This is a genomic window from Brevibacillus panacihumi W25 (assembly GCF_000503775.1).
GTDB lineage: Bacteria > Bacillota > Bacilli > Brevibacillales > Brevibacillaceae > Brevibacillus > Brevibacillus panacihumi_A.
This window is the reverse complement of record NZ_KI629782.1, coordinates 2,054,807-2,072,404: the sequence shown is the minus strand read 5'-3', so window position 1 is coordinate 2,072,404 and position 17,598 is coordinate 2,054,807. Positions and strand designations below refer to the sequence as shown.

General features: G+C 42.8%; 7 protein-coding genes. All 7 read left to right on the top strand.

What is annotated here, in order from left to right:
* The first annotated feature begins 219 nt into the window (after positions 1-219).
* The 7 genes from T458_RS39150 to T458_RS39115 all read left to right on the top strand — a co-directional run bounded on the left by T458_RS39150 (position 220) and on the right by T458_RS39115 (position 17,587).
* Positions 220-3,336, top strand: a complete 3,117-nt coding sequence (locus tag T458_RS39150) for a pPIWI_RE_Z domain-containing protein (protein ID WP_023556503.1) — start codon at positions 220-222, stop codon at positions 3,334-3,336.
* Positions 3,302-5,782 (top strand): pPIWI_RE module domain-containing protein, encoded by a 2,481-nt coding sequence (locus T458_RS39145; RefSeq protein WP_023556502.1) that lies wholly within the window; start codon positions 3,302-3,304, stop codon positions 5,780-5,782. Before T458_RS39150 ends, T458_RS39145 begins: the two co-directional genes overlap by 35 nt.
* 119 nt (positions 5,783-5,901) lie before the next feature.
* Positions 5,902-6,852 (top strand): helix-turn-helix transcriptional regulator, encoded by a 951-nt coding sequence (locus tag T458_RS39140; RefSeq protein WP_023556501.1) that lies wholly within the window; start codon positions 5,902-5,904, stop codon positions 6,850-6,852.
* A gap of 579 nt (positions 6,853-7,431) precedes the next feature.
* Complete coding sequence (locus T458_RS39130; RefSeq protein ID WP_023556499.1) at positions 7,432-10,341, top strand: PD-(D/E)XK nuclease family protein; 2,910 nt, start codon at positions 7,432-7,434, stop codon at positions 10,339-10,341.
* Positions 10,334-13,555 (top strand): UvrD-helicase domain-containing protein, encoded by a 3,222-nt coding sequence (locus T458_RS39125; protein ID WP_023556498.1) that lies wholly within the window; start codon positions 10,334-10,336, stop codon positions 13,553-13,555. Before T458_RS39130 ends, T458_RS39125 begins: the two co-directional genes overlap by 8 nt.
* A gap of 262 nt (positions 13,556-13,817) precedes the next feature.
* Positions 13,818-16,934 carry a helicase-related protein gene (locus tag T458_RS39120; RefSeq protein WP_252989803.1) on the top strand — a complete coding sequence of 1,039 codons (3,117 nt, stop codon included), beginning with the start codon at positions 13,818-13,820 and terminating at the stop codon, positions 16,932-16,934.
* A complete protein-coding gene (locus T458_RS39115; protein ID WP_252989802.1) occupies positions 16,931-17,587 on the top strand; it encodes a DUF4391 domain-containing protein in 657 nt (218 codons plus the stop codon). Before T458_RS39120 ends, T458_RS39115 begins: the two co-directional genes overlap by 4 nt.
* Positions 17,588-17,598: the final 11 nt, after the last annotated feature.

The window sequence follows — 17,598 nt, the reverse complement described above, 5'->3', positions numbered from 1 at the left end:
AGCCGTCAGGGGAATGGAGTGGATATCCAAATGTGCGGTCATACGATTTACCAATAGATTGGAAAAAAGATTCGAATCTTTATTCCCGCCACCGGCTCATCCAGAAAAATATTCCATAATTACATGCTTCGCCCACTTCTCTGGAATGTTGATGGTTGAAAATCTAAGAATGAGTGAGCAAACGCGAGAAAACATTAATTTATAGTGGGAGGTGCTCCTATGAGAAAAACGTTTTGGGAATTATCTGAAGAAATAAGCGAAGAGTTTTTCTCACTAGAGCTTCCAAAAGCCGATATATCAACAATAATAAGCATGGAAATATTCATTACGGGCTGCAATTTGATTGACCCGCTACTTGATATTGATCGGGCCTGGTCTGTTTTAGTTGGTTATGATGAACCGATCTTAAAGAACATCGAGCGTAAGGACATCGTAGCTCGTCTTAGAATATTATTTCCTGAGTTAAGAAGTAAGAAGATACTAGCTCGTCGGACTGAAGCTTATCGAGTTATTGATAAGAAATATCGTATGTTTGATTTCAATGAAGACGGAAAGATAAACAACCAGGTTCCGCGATTTTTGATTAATAGGGATAACATTTACAAACAAATACTAAATAACCCAATTCCAAGACAAAACAATGACGTGCCTTTTGCAAAGCAAGGGAAATACGAATATGTAAGAATTGTAAGAGGTGGGATCACTCAAAACTTCCATGGAAGTATTCCGGAAGCTTTAATTAATAGCGATAAGCGTTTATTGCCTTCCTATCGTGAAAAAAAGAAACTTAAGCTAGAGTTACCTTTTAACGGACTTTCATTAGCCAAGGAAATGGATGAAATAGTGGGTGAATCGTCAGCTTGGGAGAAAAGAGCAAGTTCAGTTTTTCTGGAGCCTATAGATTGGGCTAATGAATTTGTATACAAAGGAAACCAGCATATTGGTGGTGCATTAGGAGCAGGAAAGTCAACATTTATGCTCATGGAGACGTACCGCCTAGTAAAGCGAGAAGGCGCCCGAATAGGATTTATAGAAGGCAGCGTTTCCCAAGTGATTGAGCGTGTTAAAATTCTCAGTGAGTTAGGTATCAATGCCGTACCGATCATTGGCAAATCATTAAGGAAGTTGCATCAAGAAAACTTTTTATTTGCGAATTCTAACGAGATTTTTGAAATTAGTGACTGGTCTAAGAACCCATTTCAGGCTTTAAAACATCTATCAGACACTTGTGTAATTAAGGCACTCTCTGAAGATTACGAGCGAAACAATAATTATCCCTGCACTCAGCTTAAACAAGACAATAAATCAGTGAAGTGCCCATTGGCTAATCATTGCGGAGTTTATAACGATCTCTCTCTACTTGCTGAGGCCGATGTATGGGTGGCTACGTCTGCAAGTGTTCTCAAAACAAGAATACCGGCCATGATAGATCCGTTCGAACGAACTATTTATGAAGCCATGTACGACTTGATGGATATCGTATTTGTAGATGAAGCGGATGAAGTTCAAAAGCAATTCGATGAAACGTTTTTATCGGAATATAATGTTTTTGGAAATATAGAGGATATCTTCGAACGGTTGTTGAACGAGTCCAATCAGTTGACTAGTGGACGGTATGGTCAATTTGCCGGTGATCCAGTAGTTAATGAGTGGAAGGATAAACTTCGTCAATTGGATCAAATGATTTGGAGAATCTATAACAAACTTGATCACTCTCAGATGCTTCGCAAAAATATAAGCCGTAATCTTATTAGGGTAGCTGCTCTTGCAGATTCATTAAGCGAGAAGATCTCTGATAATGCGGATGCGCAAAAGAAAATACGCAAATCTCTAATGAATTATGCAAATGAACCGTATCAAGATCCTACCCTAGCCAGCATTGTTGACAAGTTAATTGAAACGGAAAATATCGAAGCTAAACAAAAGCTACTTACTAAAATTACATCGAAGCTGCTAAAAGGAACAATTCAGCCGCGGGTAAACCGGGATTTATTTTATGCCCAGTTGGAGTTCTTTATCTATTTAAGTAGGGCGGAAGAATGTATTAAATTCATTCTGACTTCATTTGCTATGATTCAAGCAAAGCTTGGGATGTCTGCAGATTTTTCACCGTTGTTTACTATGCAAAAAGATTACCAACCATTCATGAAAGAAGCCATGACAGGCACAATGATAGGATATAAATATGACATGAAAGACGGGGATGTAACAGGATCATTTAAATTAGTTGAATATGCGGGAGTAGGCAGATTGTTGTTGCATGATTGGCACCGAGTTTATGAAGACTCTGATCAAAAACGAGGGCCAGCGCTTATCTTTTTATCCGGTACTAGTTATGCTCCTGACTCTGCACATTATCACTTAAACACTGGTTCAAAATGGATACTCAAAGCAGATAGAATACCCCCCGAAATTAAAATGACTTTCAAGCCGACACTTAATGCTCGTCATGACGGATTCTTGGAAATCTCAGGTGTTCGAAATGAAGAGACTAGAAGCGAAAATCTTTTTGAAATGGTCCAGCAACTTAAAACTGATATTCAATACGAAATAAATCATTGGAAAAGCATGGGGGCTGCAAGAAGAGTCCTCTTAGTAACAAACTCTTACGACGATGTTGCAACTGTCGGGAGGGCATTTCGTGGTGATCATAATTGGGAAGGTAGGTATAAAATTCTATCCAGGGAAAGAAACCGTGATAGTGATGATTTCCCAAGATCAATGATTGAATCATTTCGTAAAGAAAAGGCAGAAGTTTTGGTAGTTCCACTTTTGTCAGTAGGTAGAGGTTATAACATATTGGATCAAAATGGGGACGCGCTATTCGGGTCTGTCTTTTTTCTGGTGCGCCCATATCCTATTCCTAACGACATGAATTACATGGTTCAAACTCTACACGCTTATTTACCAAACTATTTGAAACGTCTAACGGGACAAAGCATCCACTACGATAAGGCCATGTCGAAATTACGTCAAATTAGTAGTGCCAAGTTCGAAACGATGTATAAAAAACCTGATTTTTGGTCGATCTTGAGTGATTCTGAAAGACAAATAATGGCATGGTTTACTTTTGTACCGATATGGCAAATGATCGGACGGTTATTGCGCGGCGGCAGGGATGCCAGAGTATTCTTTTGCGATTCGAAATTTAATGCCAAACCTGAAGGAAAACCAGAAGGAATGTCCATGTTGGATAGCTGGGCTGCGATTATGAAGAAGTATAAAAAAGATCCTTTGTTTGAGAGCTTGTATGGTCCCTTTATTCAGGGAATAAATAGTTTGAATCGGGAGGTACATGGTGATGAAGAAGATGGAGCTGTTTGCGCTGGAAATTGATGAATCATTGTTTTATAACGAAACCATTTATTATATGAAAATGCCGGAAAGCTGGCGTAACTTTTTTAATAGAGAAAGAACAGATCGATTTAAGCTTGCCTATAAAGTAGAGCCTTTAGGAAAAAAGCTTAGAAGCATGTTTCCTGAAATAATCAGCGTTCATTCTGATAATAAAGTGCTGCTTCATGATTGTCCGTGGCTGATATCAACAAAACCTATTCCTGAGTTGCATATTAGACAACTGACTCTTGGATGGTTGGCTCATTTAAAGGGATATTCGATTCCTGAATTACCGCAAGATATAATAGATTCGGATCCTGCTTGGGTATCATGCACTTTCGGTGATATCCATGAAATTGTTGATAGCTATCAATGGGTTCCCGGTATGGCTGCAATAAAGTTTTGCCAAGATCCAAAGTTCCTTGATCTAGGGAAGGATCTGCGTGAAGAGCTGAAATTCTATCATGTTATTTTTAATGGTAAGCATGAGTGCATTTCCAATCCGCTTCAAAAGTCCAATCGTCATGATCCTTTTTCTTATGTGATTCGGCTTGAATTAAAGACCCGTGGAGGAGATACTGGTCGAACTATATTAACCGTGTCTATGGGGACAAGAAGGTATTTGAGCAAAGAACAAATTAAAGATGGAATATGTTTCATGAGATTCGGCCATTCTTGTTCGGTTCTTGTAGCCGTTAAAAATCCGTATGTAACGGATATGGACAAATCTTTTTCCCAATTGAAATTCGAGAGGTGCACTAGAAGTAAATCTTCGTTTACGGCCTGGGAAAGTGCTTTAGACGGATTGTATTGGGACGTATTAAATGGAGAGTCATTTGAGTCGGATTCGTTGCTAGTAAATCCAAGTGTCTATTCTGATGAGAATGGAGAAGTTACTGCTTACGTCGTAAATAACAATCTTTTTAACGGAAACAGTGTAAAGGCTGGAATTGGCCTTTCTGAAAAAAGTGGCCTGTTTCATTTGTTCAAGAACTTTTTAGTAGACTTTGGTGCAAAAGAACTCCAGCTTATCCCTGATATTACTCGTCGGGAGATGAATGACAGTCGCTTTCCAATGGTTGCTTCTAATGTAGAAAGACTAACCATCGAAATCTATAGTTCGGTACAGATGTTTGAAAAGGTCACAGAAGTATTAACTACAGCGCAAAAATCAATTGATATTGATCCGGTTGTTATCCTTGATAAACGTTCAGATTTCCTCTTTAGGCTCAATTGTGATAAAGAGGTTATTGTTGAACTTGTTCATTGTAATCCTGAAGGCATTGTTGCCGAACTAGAGATAGATAATTACAAGGATAAATCACTTGCACAGAGCAAACGTATCAATCAGATTTCCAAGCAGTTATCCAATGCCGAACGACGTGACAATCCGGTCGTAGCACTCGTAGAAATCGATGAAAAGGTTAAATGGAGAGAGGGCACCGATCCAAAGAAGGCCATCAGGGAAGGAATGAAAAAAACGGGACGTCTCACTCAATTCATCTATCCATTAACAGATGATGAGACTGGGGATGTTTCCCGAATTATTAATGCTACATTGGACCTCTTCAATGACTACGGTCTGCTCAGTGATAATGTCAATAAAATCAATATTCCTGGAACATTGTTATCTATCACTGTCTTGAAAGCAGACAATAAATATTTACCTGTAATGTCAAGATTAATCGGTACTAATCTAAGTATAAAGATGTTAGGCCTCGATTCATGGATGTCCTTACAGGATGCAGCACTGAAAATGGATGAAGCCAAATTCCTCGATAATCCACGTAAAGAAAATCGAAGCAGTGAAGTATTTGATGCATTTATCACAAAAGTGATCGAAAATGAATTAGATCAGTGTGAGGGACAACTTATTGTATTGGTGAATGCTACCTTAAGGAACAATTGGATGCGGTCTATCGGTAATACCAAAATACAATGGGATCGAACTCCTGTTATCAATGAACGCCTGACTAATGAATCTCGTTTAAAGTTTATTCGCATCAATGCAACAGACGATGTCCCCCAATATCGGATCATTATTAATGATGCATGGAATAAATTTAATAAGGCATCAGGAATTTTTAAAGATGCTATCGGTGCTTACTATGGTGTAGGTGGAAGGCCAAGTGCATGGAAAGGGATCATTATTGATACAACTAAGTTTTCATCGCCGTCGAAGCTATTGCTTCAGCAAAGGGCTGTTGAATACATTCCCTTAGGAGCAAAGGACAAAAACGAAATGGATGACCTAGCAATTCTAGCGGATCATTTAAGACGATTAGGATTGACTTATGATAAGCACACTATTCTTCCGTATACGATGCGTGTCCTGAACTCATTAACAAAATACATAACTGGTAATGAAGACGATTATGATTACGATGCAGAGTTTGACGAAGAAGTGGAAGTGGAGTCAGGGGAAGGCATGGTAGAGGCAAAATAGAAATTGTGACCGCATCAAAAGTGAACTAGAGACATGGTTAGCGAGCAGAGAGGAAAAGACTGGATATTGTCGAAATATAAACTTTATTGAATTGGCTATTAATAATGAGGGGAATTACCATGATCGATAAAGTTATCCGTATCTTTAACATAATAAACGCTATTCAAGCGAATCCCGGAATTTCCGCAACTGACCTAGCTCAGAAATGCGACGTGAATATCCGAACCATTTACAGGGATCTGGATATTCTCAGCCTTATTGCACCTGTCACCAACGAAGGTAGAGGCACCGGTTATCGTTTCTTAGGAAAATTTTTCCTGTACCCTCTTAACTTCACTGAACAGGAAGCTCTAGCATTTTCATTGTTACCTTCCGTATTAGATATCGATAATTTACCGCCTGGCTTTGAAACTGCGTATGATAAAGTGATGGGAACGCATCGTAAGGAAAAATCACAGCAAAACAGAATTATTGAGGATATAGCCGGCATTATTCAGATGGGGACACCCGCTTATCGCCAAGAAAGCCCAAATTTCCTGCAGCCAATCATACAAGCGATCTTGGAAGAAAGAACAATCGACACTGTTTATCATACTCAATACCGTAATAAAACCACTGAGCGTAAAATTGATCCCTATTACCTCGTGCCACGTGATCAACGGTTCTACTTGATTGGTTATTGCCATTTGAAAAAGGAAATTCGTACGTTTCGAATCAGCCGCTTTCAGAAGATTGATCTTACAACCCAGTCATTTGACAAGGGAGACTTCAACATAAAGAAGCATCTGAAAAACACATGGTCGATCGAACAGGGAGATAAGAATATTACTTTCAAAGTGCGTTTTAATGCCGAAGTTGCTCGCTATATTAAAGAAGAGGAACTGTTTGTCCATCCACGTATGAAAGATCAGAAAGACGGTAGTATGATTTTCGAAGTCACGGTAAATAACGAAAAAGAGTTCATCAGATGGATTTTGCAATATGGACCTGCAGCAGAAATCCTAGAACCTCAGTCCGTGCGCTCTTCATTGAAAGAACAATTAAATGAGTGGAAACAAATGTATCAATAAATATCGTGCGAAGGCTCTTTGAAAAGGGTCTTCTTTTTTTATTTTTTGAAACGAACAAACATTCGCTGACAGGCTCATGTCATGGTCACAGATGCATGATGTAGTTAGATGAATTGGACGATCAAGTGAGAATGCTACACATGAATCAAGTCATATCTAAACGAGGTGAATGATGAATCTGACTCTGATTCTAACGAAACATGCCTACGAACGTTATTACGAAAGAGGAAGTAACGACCACATGGCTTATTACGATTTCCAACAACTTTTACGCAGAGAAGCTAGTATAGAGATGAGCTTTTTGGAGTGGAATGGCGGCCCAGCAGTTTATTTGTACCAAGCCTATTGGCGATACGAACTCGATAACGTAAGAGGGCAGATGATATTAATCACATGCTTAGGAATTCTGGAGTTCATAAGCTTGAGTAAATGGGTGACGTACGAAAAAAGGAAAACCAATCGAATGAAAAGTAGGTCTCTCAAATACAAGAAAAAAGTTATCAGTAAATAAAATGTCAATTAGGGAGGATATGGATAGACTTCCTCGAAATACAGAGAGAGTCGGAAGGAGTGGGTCCAATGAACCATAGATGGCTGGTAGATCTGTATGAAATTTGTCAAAGAGATCCTTTTCAAAGAAAGATTCTTCTCGCAGATAGTCACAATCAGGCAGAACAATGGTTAGCTCGAGTAACAAGAGAATGCGGCCCACTGCTAGGAGCAGAAACGGAGACATTACAGTCACTTGTTGTAAAACGCACCAAGTTGGAGCTAATAAATCGAGGATTTCAACTGTTGAATAGCGAGCAAACGTTTTGGATCGTGCAAAACTTGATGCTCAGTCTATCTAATCGAATGGAGGACTATATTCCTTGTGAAATGGTGACTCCGGGTATCGTAAAAAGCTTTCATCAGGCAATAGGGGATCTTCGATTAGCGGGTATTCACTCATACGATCTTTCCCATAATCATTTTGATACCGTCAAAAAAGGAATCTATATCATTGAACTGCTTAAAATGTATGAAGAATGGCTGGAGCAAAATCGTTGCACAGATTTTGCGGGATTGCTGAACTATCTGCCGGAATCAAAGGATGCTGTCCACCATGATCTCTTCATCTTGCGGGATGTTGATGGGCTACCTCCAGTAAAGTTGGAAATGGTAAAGCGTATTGCAGGAAGCGAGTTAGTTGTGCTGAGACCGGCACCTCCTTTCCCAAGCTCTTTGGAAGACATGGACAGTCATCATATCCATTTATTTCGAGCTGCAGGTAACCTTGCCGAAGTTCGTGAAGTATTCCGACGTATCTGTCATCAGCAAATTCCCTTTGACCAGACGGAGATCATTGTTTCCGATTATGCAGCTTATAATACAGCGATTTATACGTTAAGCCAGGTACTTGATATTCCCTGTACATTTTCCAAAGGGCTGCCTGTCTCTAGTACGAAGGCCGGGAAAGCGGCACTCGTGTATCTCGAATGGCTGGAATCCAACTATGACGTGGATTTTCTTCTCAAGGGACTGCGACATGGTTATCTGTCCTTCCGTCATTTCGGTGAATCAATTACAACGTCTGATCTCATTCGTGCATTGGAGAAAAGCGGAATCGGTTGGGGAAGAGAGCGGTATTCCGTACTGAAAAACTCAACAGCACACACAGACGACGAGTTAACCGATGAAATGGATGAGTTATTGGGAAAAATATTTACGGCTCTCTTTGAAAAACTTCCAGATTCACAGGATGAATCGTGGACTCCATTGACGATTCTTCATGCTTTGATTGATTTTCTCAAAAGGTGTAGCAATCTATTCAGTGAGATAGACAATAAAGTTCTTCATGCACTCCATGATCACGCACAACAACTAGAAATCGTATCTCCTCATTCTCTTTCAAATGAAAGTTCGCTGCGGTATGTGAAAGAAATGGTGGAGAACATCCGTATCAATCATGAAGGACCTAGCTCCGGAAAGCTACATATTTCTTCTCTTGAGGATGGTGGCCAATCGGGCAGGACTCACACTTTCATAATGGGCATGAGTAATAATGCATGTTCCACACAGTCTCGACAAGACCCTGTGCTATTAGATGAGGAACGCCGCCGTATTGGTGGCCTGTCGCTTTCTACTGAGCAAGCGGAGCATATCTATCGTGAACGTGCCGCGCGCCTTGGTATGCTCTCGGGAACAGTGACAATTAGCTATACCAGCTATGATCCAACAGACCAAAAGGAAATGAGTCCAGCTTACGAACTCCTACAGGTCGCCAGGATTGTATCGGGCGATTCGCATATGGATATGACAGGACTCGAGAACGTCCTAGGAAAAACGATAGGCTACCTCTCGAGTTGCAAACAAGGGGAATATCTTTTGGATGGGACGGACCGTTGGCTGGATCGATTGACAGATAACGGGATTGTACAAAATGGTTATCCTTCTCTGCAACAGGCTTTTCGCTCTGTAGTTCGTTTAGAACGATCTAAATCACTGGTAGACAACAATGTATTATCTGAATACGAGGGAATAATTCAAACAGATGTCTTCTCTGTCTGTTATCGCAATAATCCGGAGGTGCATCTCAGTGTCACACAGTTAGAGAGATACGCCGAATGTCCCAAGAAGTTTTTCTTCTCTACCGTATTGAATGTCCGAATGAAAGATACTACGAGTTTCGACCGTACCCGTTGGTTGGATGCTGCTAGCAGGGGGGGCTTGCTTCATCGCATCTTTTATCTCTATTTGAATGAGATGTCCCAGTCTATTCCTAGTGGCGTTTCACTTATCCATCATGAACACAGACTCCAGGAAATCACCGAGCAGACAATTAGTGAATACCAAGCTCTCGTGCCGCCACCTAGCCCCCATATTTTTCAGAAGGAATGTGAATCAATCCGCAGAGATGTAGCGATATTCTACCAGATGGAACAACAGCGCAATGGACGGCCACGTTATTTTGAGCTGGAGCTAGCAAGAGAGGGCGAACCGATGGAGGTCAACTTAGGTAACGATCTTGTGATCAGGATGAAGGGATTCGTTGATAGGGTGGATGAGCTCGGTCCACACACATACAAAATATACGATTACAAGACTGGAAGTCCTTCCAAGTTTGACGTGAATGAGTACTTCTCGCAGGGTACGCAGCTCCAGCATGCGATCTATGCAGTAGCGGTTGAGCAGTGGCTTCGAGAAACGGGAATCGACACAGAGGCAAATGTGGTAGAGGCAGCGTATTACTTTCCAACTGAGCGAGGGAAGGCAGAAGAAGTCTCTCGCATTCAAAACCGGAGAACAGAGCTATCTGAGTTGGTCAAGCATCTGTTGACTTCCATAGAAACAGGATCGTATGTAGCAACAAAAGAGACAAAAAGGTGCACCTACTGTGATTACCGAAGCGTTTGTGGCAATGAATCGGAGCGAGCTAAGGAAAAATGGGATTTAGCAGAGAATGCCCCGCGACTTCAAAGTTTGAAGGAGGTTGAGCGTTTTGCATGACGATCAGATAGCAAGAGAACGTATAGCAAATGCCCTAGACCAGACGTTTTTAGTAGAAGCGGGAGCGGGCTCCGGAAAGACGACATCACTGGTCGGAAGAATGATCGCTTTGATTGAGACTGGAAGTGCAGTGGCTGAGCAAATCGCAGCTATTACTTTTACAAGAAAAGCAGCAGACGAACTGAAGAGTAGATTTAGATTAGAGCTGGAGCGAAAGATTCGTACTGCGCAAGAATCGCAACGCCAATTGCTGCAACAAGCGTTACAGGATATAGACCGTTGTTACATCGGAACGATTCATTCCTTTTGTGGCAGATTGTTGAGAGAAAGACCGATTGAAGCCAGACTCGATCCCATGTTCCGCGAGCTAGAAGAAGAGGAAGTCACAACGTTGCGTGATCAGTGTTGGGATGAATACTTGATGGGATTGATCGAAAGTGGTCAGGAGGCAGGAATGGCGGAGCTGTTGTCCTTTCAGGTAAACGTGGAAGATTTGCGCCAGGTTTACAAACGGATGTGTGAGTACACGGATGTAAAGATTGAGACGACCCCTGCTCCTAGACCAGATTTTGACCTGATCCGTCTATCGCTACCACCAATGATGGAAAAAGCAAGTCGTTACATTCCAACAACGAAGCCGGCTCAGGGATGGGATGCCTTGCAATCGCTGGTACGAGACGGGGCTAGGATGGTTGCTTTACACGGACTTCAAGACGATATGCGGGTTTTGCAGCTGGCTCTGTTATATGATCGGAAAATCGATGCAACCTTAAACAGGTGGACAGACAAGGATATGGCTAAAGCGTTTAAAGTACAGTTTCAAGAGTGGCAAAGCCGCGTTCTGTACCCGTTTCTACGCGCGTGGCGAGAATATTTGTATCCACAGTTAATCGATTTCGTACGACCAGCAGTTGAGTACGGTGCACGCAGGCGCAGAGAAATGGGTTTGCTTGATTTCCAGGATTTATTGATGCGAGCAACAGCTTTACTACGCGAACATACAGACGTGAGGCGATACTTCGCTGAAAGATATACGCGCTTGTTTGTCGATGAGTTCCAGGATACCGATCCGATACAGGCTGAGCTTATGTTTCTGCTGACAGGTGAGGATCCGAATGAATCAGACTGGCGACGTACCACGCCGAAACCAGGCTCTCTTTTTGTCGTAGGCGATCCCAAGCAGTCTATTTACCGGTTCCGCCGTGCAGATATTTCCACCTACAATTGGGTAAAAAACAAGATCAGGTCATGCGGTGAAGTTCTTCAGCTTACGACAAACTTCCGCTCCGTTCATGCAATCGGTCAATTTGTGAACGATGAATTTGCCATTCGTTTTCCCGAAAGTGAGACGGAGCATCAAGCAGGATTTGTAAGAATGGAGACGAAAATCGATAACCCGAAGAGCGAGGTCTTACATGGGGTTTACACGATCACTCATGAGAAGATGTCTGGGGGTAAGGCGGTAATTGCAGAGACAGATGCGGACCGAATAGCGCGATATATTGCTTGGGCATGTAAGGGTCAACTCAAAATCCAGGAAAAGCAACCTGGAGATGCCGGAAACTATGTCCTGCGAGACGCATCTCCAGGTGATTTTCTGGTTCTTTTGAAACGTAGAGAGTTTCTCCACCTTTATGCGGAAAAATTGGAGGAGTATGGTATCCCCTCTATTGCTACGGGGAGCACCACGATGTATGAGGAAATAGGTGCTCTTTCTTTACTAGCATGTAGTTTGAACGACTCAGGAGATCGAATAGCCCTGCTTGCTGTACTGAAGGGAATGTTTATTTCCGTCAGCGATAATGCGCTATTCCACTACAAGATGGAGGGGTTTCCGATATCTTATACCTATCTGCCGGATCCGGACGAGGTATCAGAGGTGGCATCGCCAGTATACGAGGCACTGGAAAAAATCCGGGAATATGCGCGTATTATCCGGGAGCTACCAGCGATCTCTGCTTTGATTCACATCATGGAAGATCTGGGAATGATTCCACTAGCTGCCGTTCGACCGACCGGTAGGGCACGTGCAGGAACGCTAATCAAGCTCTTGCATGTGTTGCAAAAAGACAACCGAATCGTGACAAGTTGGCCAGAACTTTGTTCACGTTTGCTGCAGATGGCGGAGGAAGCGAAGATCGAAGGCGGGGATTTGTTTGCTGGTCAACAGGACGCTGTCCGTATTATGAACCTGCATAAAGCCAAAGGGCTTGAAGCACCTGTGGTCCTTTTGGCTTGTCCTTGTGGGGAATCCGACCATGATGCTACGGAGCACGTAGATCGATCAGTTGATCCTGCTCGAGGCTATTTTAGTATTACGCGAAGAAAGCTATTTCAGGAAGAAATGATTGCTCATCCGCCCGGCTGGATAGAGCTCACAGAAAGAGAGCGGCAGTACTTGAATGCGGAGAAGGAACGGTTGCTGTACGTTGCGGCTACCCGTGCGAAGCAACTTATGATTATCAGTAGATACCCAGATCGACCAGCGATTGATTCCTGGAGTAGTTTTGAGATCGGTATCCGGGAAGGGATTGAGTTAGAGGTTCCCGAGATGTCTCCAGTGCTGCGTTCTGATTACGATGTGGTTCATGACGAGGCAGCAGATGAAGCGGTGAGCCGTGAATGGAGAAACCGACTAGCACAGCCGACGTACAAGACGTCTTCCGTGACAGAGCTAGCAAAAACCGGAGCGCAACAACCACCTAGACCAGTTAAAGGTAGGGGAATGGCGTTCGGAAGCACTGTGCATCGTTGTGTTGAATTGCTTGGTTCGGGTAAAAAGCTAGATGAGCTAGAGTCGCAAATTCGGATGATTGGTGAAGAAGAGGGCATGGATGCCGATTTGATTCCAGATGTTCGGGAAATGCTGCAAGCGGTAGTGGAGCATCCTCTATGGAAACGTTCACTAATGGCAAAACGTAGAATTCATGAGTTACCCTTGAGGACGGTTCGTACGGATGTAGGCGTAGAAGGTACGACAGAGAAAATAGTATTGCTAAAGGGTGTTATCGACTTCTTGTTTGAGGAAGAGGACGGATGGGTGATTGTCGATTTTAAGACGGATGTGTACGAGGATGGTCAACAGCAGGCATTTGTTGATTTCTATCGGCCACAGGTTGCGATGTATGCGGAAGAGCTAGAGCGGGCATTTGGTTTACGGGTGAAGGAGATGGGACTGTATTTTTTAGATGGGAATGAGTATGTAGTATTGTAATGACAAGGAGGTTCTGTTAAGGATTTCTCTTGTAAAGAGAGCTCATTTTTGCTCTGCAGAAGTTGAACTAATATATAATGGACTTGGGAGATTTTATGGGAAAGGATAGGAGAGAAACGATCCTATGGAAATAATAAACAACATCGATAAACTTCTAGGTGATGACCTGAAACTCACAATCCACAAAGGAACGAAGTTATCGATCGCAGCATCATGTTTCTCTATATACGCATTTGAAGCCTTAATGAAGGAATTAAACCAGGTGGAAGAAGTCCAATTCATTTTCACTTCTCCTACCTTCGTTGCCGACAGTTTCACGAAAGAAAAACGAGAGTTCTACATCCCTAAACTGAATCGTGAAAAAAGCTTATACGGTACAGAGTTTGAAATACGCCTAAAGAACGAGATGACACTAAAAGCAATTGCCAAAGAATGCAGTGAATGGATTCGAAAAAAAGTCACCTTCAAAACGAACCTTACTTCTGGAAAAATGCAAGGAATGGTGAATTTGCAATCTACAGATGAATCGGTTACCTATATGCCTATTGATGGATTTACGACCGTTGATCTAGGCTATGAGAAGGGCAATGCACTTTCCAAATTAGTGAACAAGTTTAATGAAGCTCCAATTACAAAAACGTATTTTGATCTGTTTAATGAACTATGGAACGACAAAAGCAAGCTGGAGGATGTGACAAATCAAGTTGAAGAACACATCACATCAGTTTATAAAGAGAACTCACCGGAATTTATTTATTATGTCATTTTGTATAACATTTTTAACGAGTTCCTCTCAGATATTACCGAGGATATTTTACCCAATGAAGCAACGGGATTTAAGGAAACGGAAATCTGGAAGCGGCTGTATCACTTTCAGAAAGATGCGGTGCTTGGTGCCATTAACAAGCTAGAAAAATTTAATGGCTGTATTCTTGCAGACAGCGTCGGCCTCGGGAAAACATTCACCGCTCTTGGTATTATCAAGTATTACGAGCTTCGCAACAAGTCGGTCTTGTTGCTATGTCCAAAGAAGCTTGGTGATAACTGGCTCACATACAAACAAAACGTGACCAACAACATCTTATACGCCGACCGTCTGCGATACGATGTACTCTACCATACGGACATTTCTCGTGAGAGAGGCAAGTCCAATGACATTCCGCTTGACAGATTGAACTGGGGCAACTACGATCTTCTCGTCATCGACGAATCGCACAACTTCCGCAATAACGAAGCGAAGAAAGATAAAGAGACCAGGTATCAGAAGTTGATGCGGAAAGTGTTGAAGAGCGGTGTTAAAACGAAAGTGCTGATGCTGTCGGCAACTCCGGTGAACAACAGGTTCATGGATCTTCGCAATCAGCTTGCTTTAGCTTACGAAGGAAATCCTGAAGAGATCAACAACAAGCTGGGCACGGAGCGGGGCATCAATGATATCTTCAAACGGGCCCAGTCTGCCTTCAATCAGTGGTCTAAGCTGGATGCCGCTGAACGGACGACGGAGACGCTGCTGGGTATGCTTGACTTTGATTTCTTCGAGCTGCTGGATAGTCTGACCATCGCTCGCTCCCGCAAGCATATTCAGAAGTATTACAAAGCAGAGGAGATCGGCGAATTCCCTAAACGATTGCCGCCTTTATCCAAGTTCTGCAATCTGACAGACAGAACGGATGTCATCGGCTATAATGATATCTTTATGGAGTTGTCCAGAATCAACCTTGGTATTTATGCTCCGTTCAAGTACATTCAACCGAGTCGCTTGCGATTATATGAAGAGATGTACGATACGAGTGTAAAGGGCGGAAGCGGGAGCTTCAAACAATTGGACCGGGAAGGCAGCTTGCAGCTCCTGATGCGGATCAACTTGCTCAAACGGTTGGAGAGTTCCGTGGAATCTTTCCGGTTGACGCTGTCTAAGATTATATCCAAGCTTGGTCAGACAATGGAGAGAATAGAGGCTTATCAGCGAAGCGGAAAGTCAGACGCGGTTGGATACACCGAATTTGAAGATGCCAGTCTCGATGATGACGATTGGTTAGATGATGACTTTACCATCGGGGATACCATAAAGATCAACCTATCCGATATGGACGTGCTTCGATGGAAAGAAGATTTGAAGAGCGATTACCAAATTCTATCTGCACTTCACGAAGAGATGCAGAAAGTAACGCCCGAGTATGACGAAAAGCTGAATGCCTTGAAACAGGTCATCGATGATAAAATCAGACAGCCAATCAATCCGGGCAATCGTAAAGTGATCATCTTTAGTGCATTTACGGATACCGCGGCGTATTTGTACAACCATCTATCTGCATACATGAAGTCGAAATATAACATCGATACCGCCAAAATTGTCGGCAGCGATGAGAACAAGAATACCGCCGGACTTCGGAATGACATCAGTACATTGCTCACCTGCTTCTCGCCTCGTTCCAAGGAGAAGAAATTGACTATGCCGGATGTGGATGGCGAAATCGATTTGCTCATAGCGTCCGATTGCATCTCCGAGGGGCAAAACTTGCAGGATTGCGATTTTCTCATCAATTATGATATTCACTGGAATCCGGTACGAATCATCCAGCGGTTTGGACGAGTTGATCGAATCGGCTCCCAAAACAAATCCATTCAGCTCGTGAACTTCTGGCCCAACATGACGCTGGACGAGTACATTCAATTGAAAGAACGGGTCGAGAATCGCATGGTCATCATGGATATGACAGCAACTGGCGACGACAATGTTCTGTTTAATCAGTCCAGCGATCTGGAATACCGGAAACAGCAGCTTAATCGCTTGCAGAAAGAAGTCGTCGATCTGGATGACATGAATACCGGAGTATCTATAACGGATTTAGGTCTTAATGATTTCCGAATGGATTTGGTGAATTACGTCAAAGAGAATGGCGAACTGGATACCGTTCCAAGCGGACTGCATGCAGTTGTTTCTGCTGATGAAGAGGAGGGAGTGCAGCCAGGCGTCATATTCGTTCTTCGCAATGTGAATGAAGAACTGAACCCGGACAAGCAGAATCGCTTGCATCCTTTCTACCTGGTCTACCTGAGTGAAGATGGTGAAGTCATAACCAATCATATGGATGTCAAGAAGACACTCGATGTTCTGCGTGCCCTGTGCAGAGGACAATCTGAACCTGTCTTGGAGGCCTGTCGCAGCTTCAATCAAGCGACGAAAGACGGTAGGAGGATGGATGCCTATTCCATGCTACTTGAGGAAGCGATCCGCTCCATTGTTCAGGTGAAGGAAGAAGGCGATCTGGATAGCTTGTTCAGTTCGGGAGGCACAACGGCTTTAATCGATTCCGTCAAAGGTCTTGAAGATTTTGAACTCATTACCTTTGTTGTCATCAGGCAGGTGAGTGCATGATGTTCCAGCTACCATCAAGCACACTTGTGAATCGCAAAATACCGAAAAATAAGTTCTATGAGAAGCTTCACGCCAATCAACATCTAAAGGAACTGTTTACCGAGCAAGTCGAATCGATCATCTGGAAGCACAAATTATCCAAAGAGACGATTCGCCTTGAACCGAAAGATGACATTGAGGAAGTTCAGGTGTTTGAGGTTCACTTGAAAGAGCAAACCTACTCACTTGATTTGTTGCGGAGCATCGACAAGGCGATTCCTTACCCCATATTGCACGTCATTATATACGAAGATCAGGCAAAACACGCAATCGCCTACAAGGAGCGAAATCAGACCGATGATAACCGCTCCGTTGTACGTTCCTATCACGAATCGGAATGGCAGCCTGTAGAAGAATTGAAGCTGGACATCATTCAAGGGCTTGATTTAAAGGCCGTATACGAGAACATCATCCGTCAACTGCTACCGATTAGCTCGAAGCCGGAAATGGAACTTACAGCCGTTCTGGAGCGGCAAGCAAGTATAGATAAGCTGACGCAGGAATGCCAGCGACTAGAGTCCAGGATTCGCGGTGAAAAGCAGTTCAATCGTAAGGTCGAATTGAACATGGAACTGCAACGTAAACGTATAGAACTGAATCAACTTCTCAACTAAGTAACTGGAGG

Coding starts and splice junctions, on each gene's coding strand:
- T458_RS39150 (WP_023556503.1), top strand. CDS start 220: ATGAGAAAAACGTTTTGGGAATTATCTGAAGAAATAAGCGAAGAGTTT.
- T458_RS39145 (WP_023556502.1), top strand. CDS start 3,302: ATGAAGAAGATGGAGCTGTTTGCGCTGGAAATTGATGAATCATTGTTT.
- T458_RS39140 (WP_023556501.1), top strand. CDS start 5,902: ATGATCGATAAAGTTATCCGTATCTTTAACATAATAAACGCTATTCAA.
- T458_RS39130 (WP_023556499.1), top strand. CDS start 7,432: ATGAACCATAGATGGCTGGTAGATCTGTATGAAATTTGTCAAAGAGAT.
- T458_RS39115 (WP_252989802.1), top strand. CDS start 16,931: ATGATGTTCCAGCTACCATCAAGCACACTTGTGAATCGCAAAATACCG.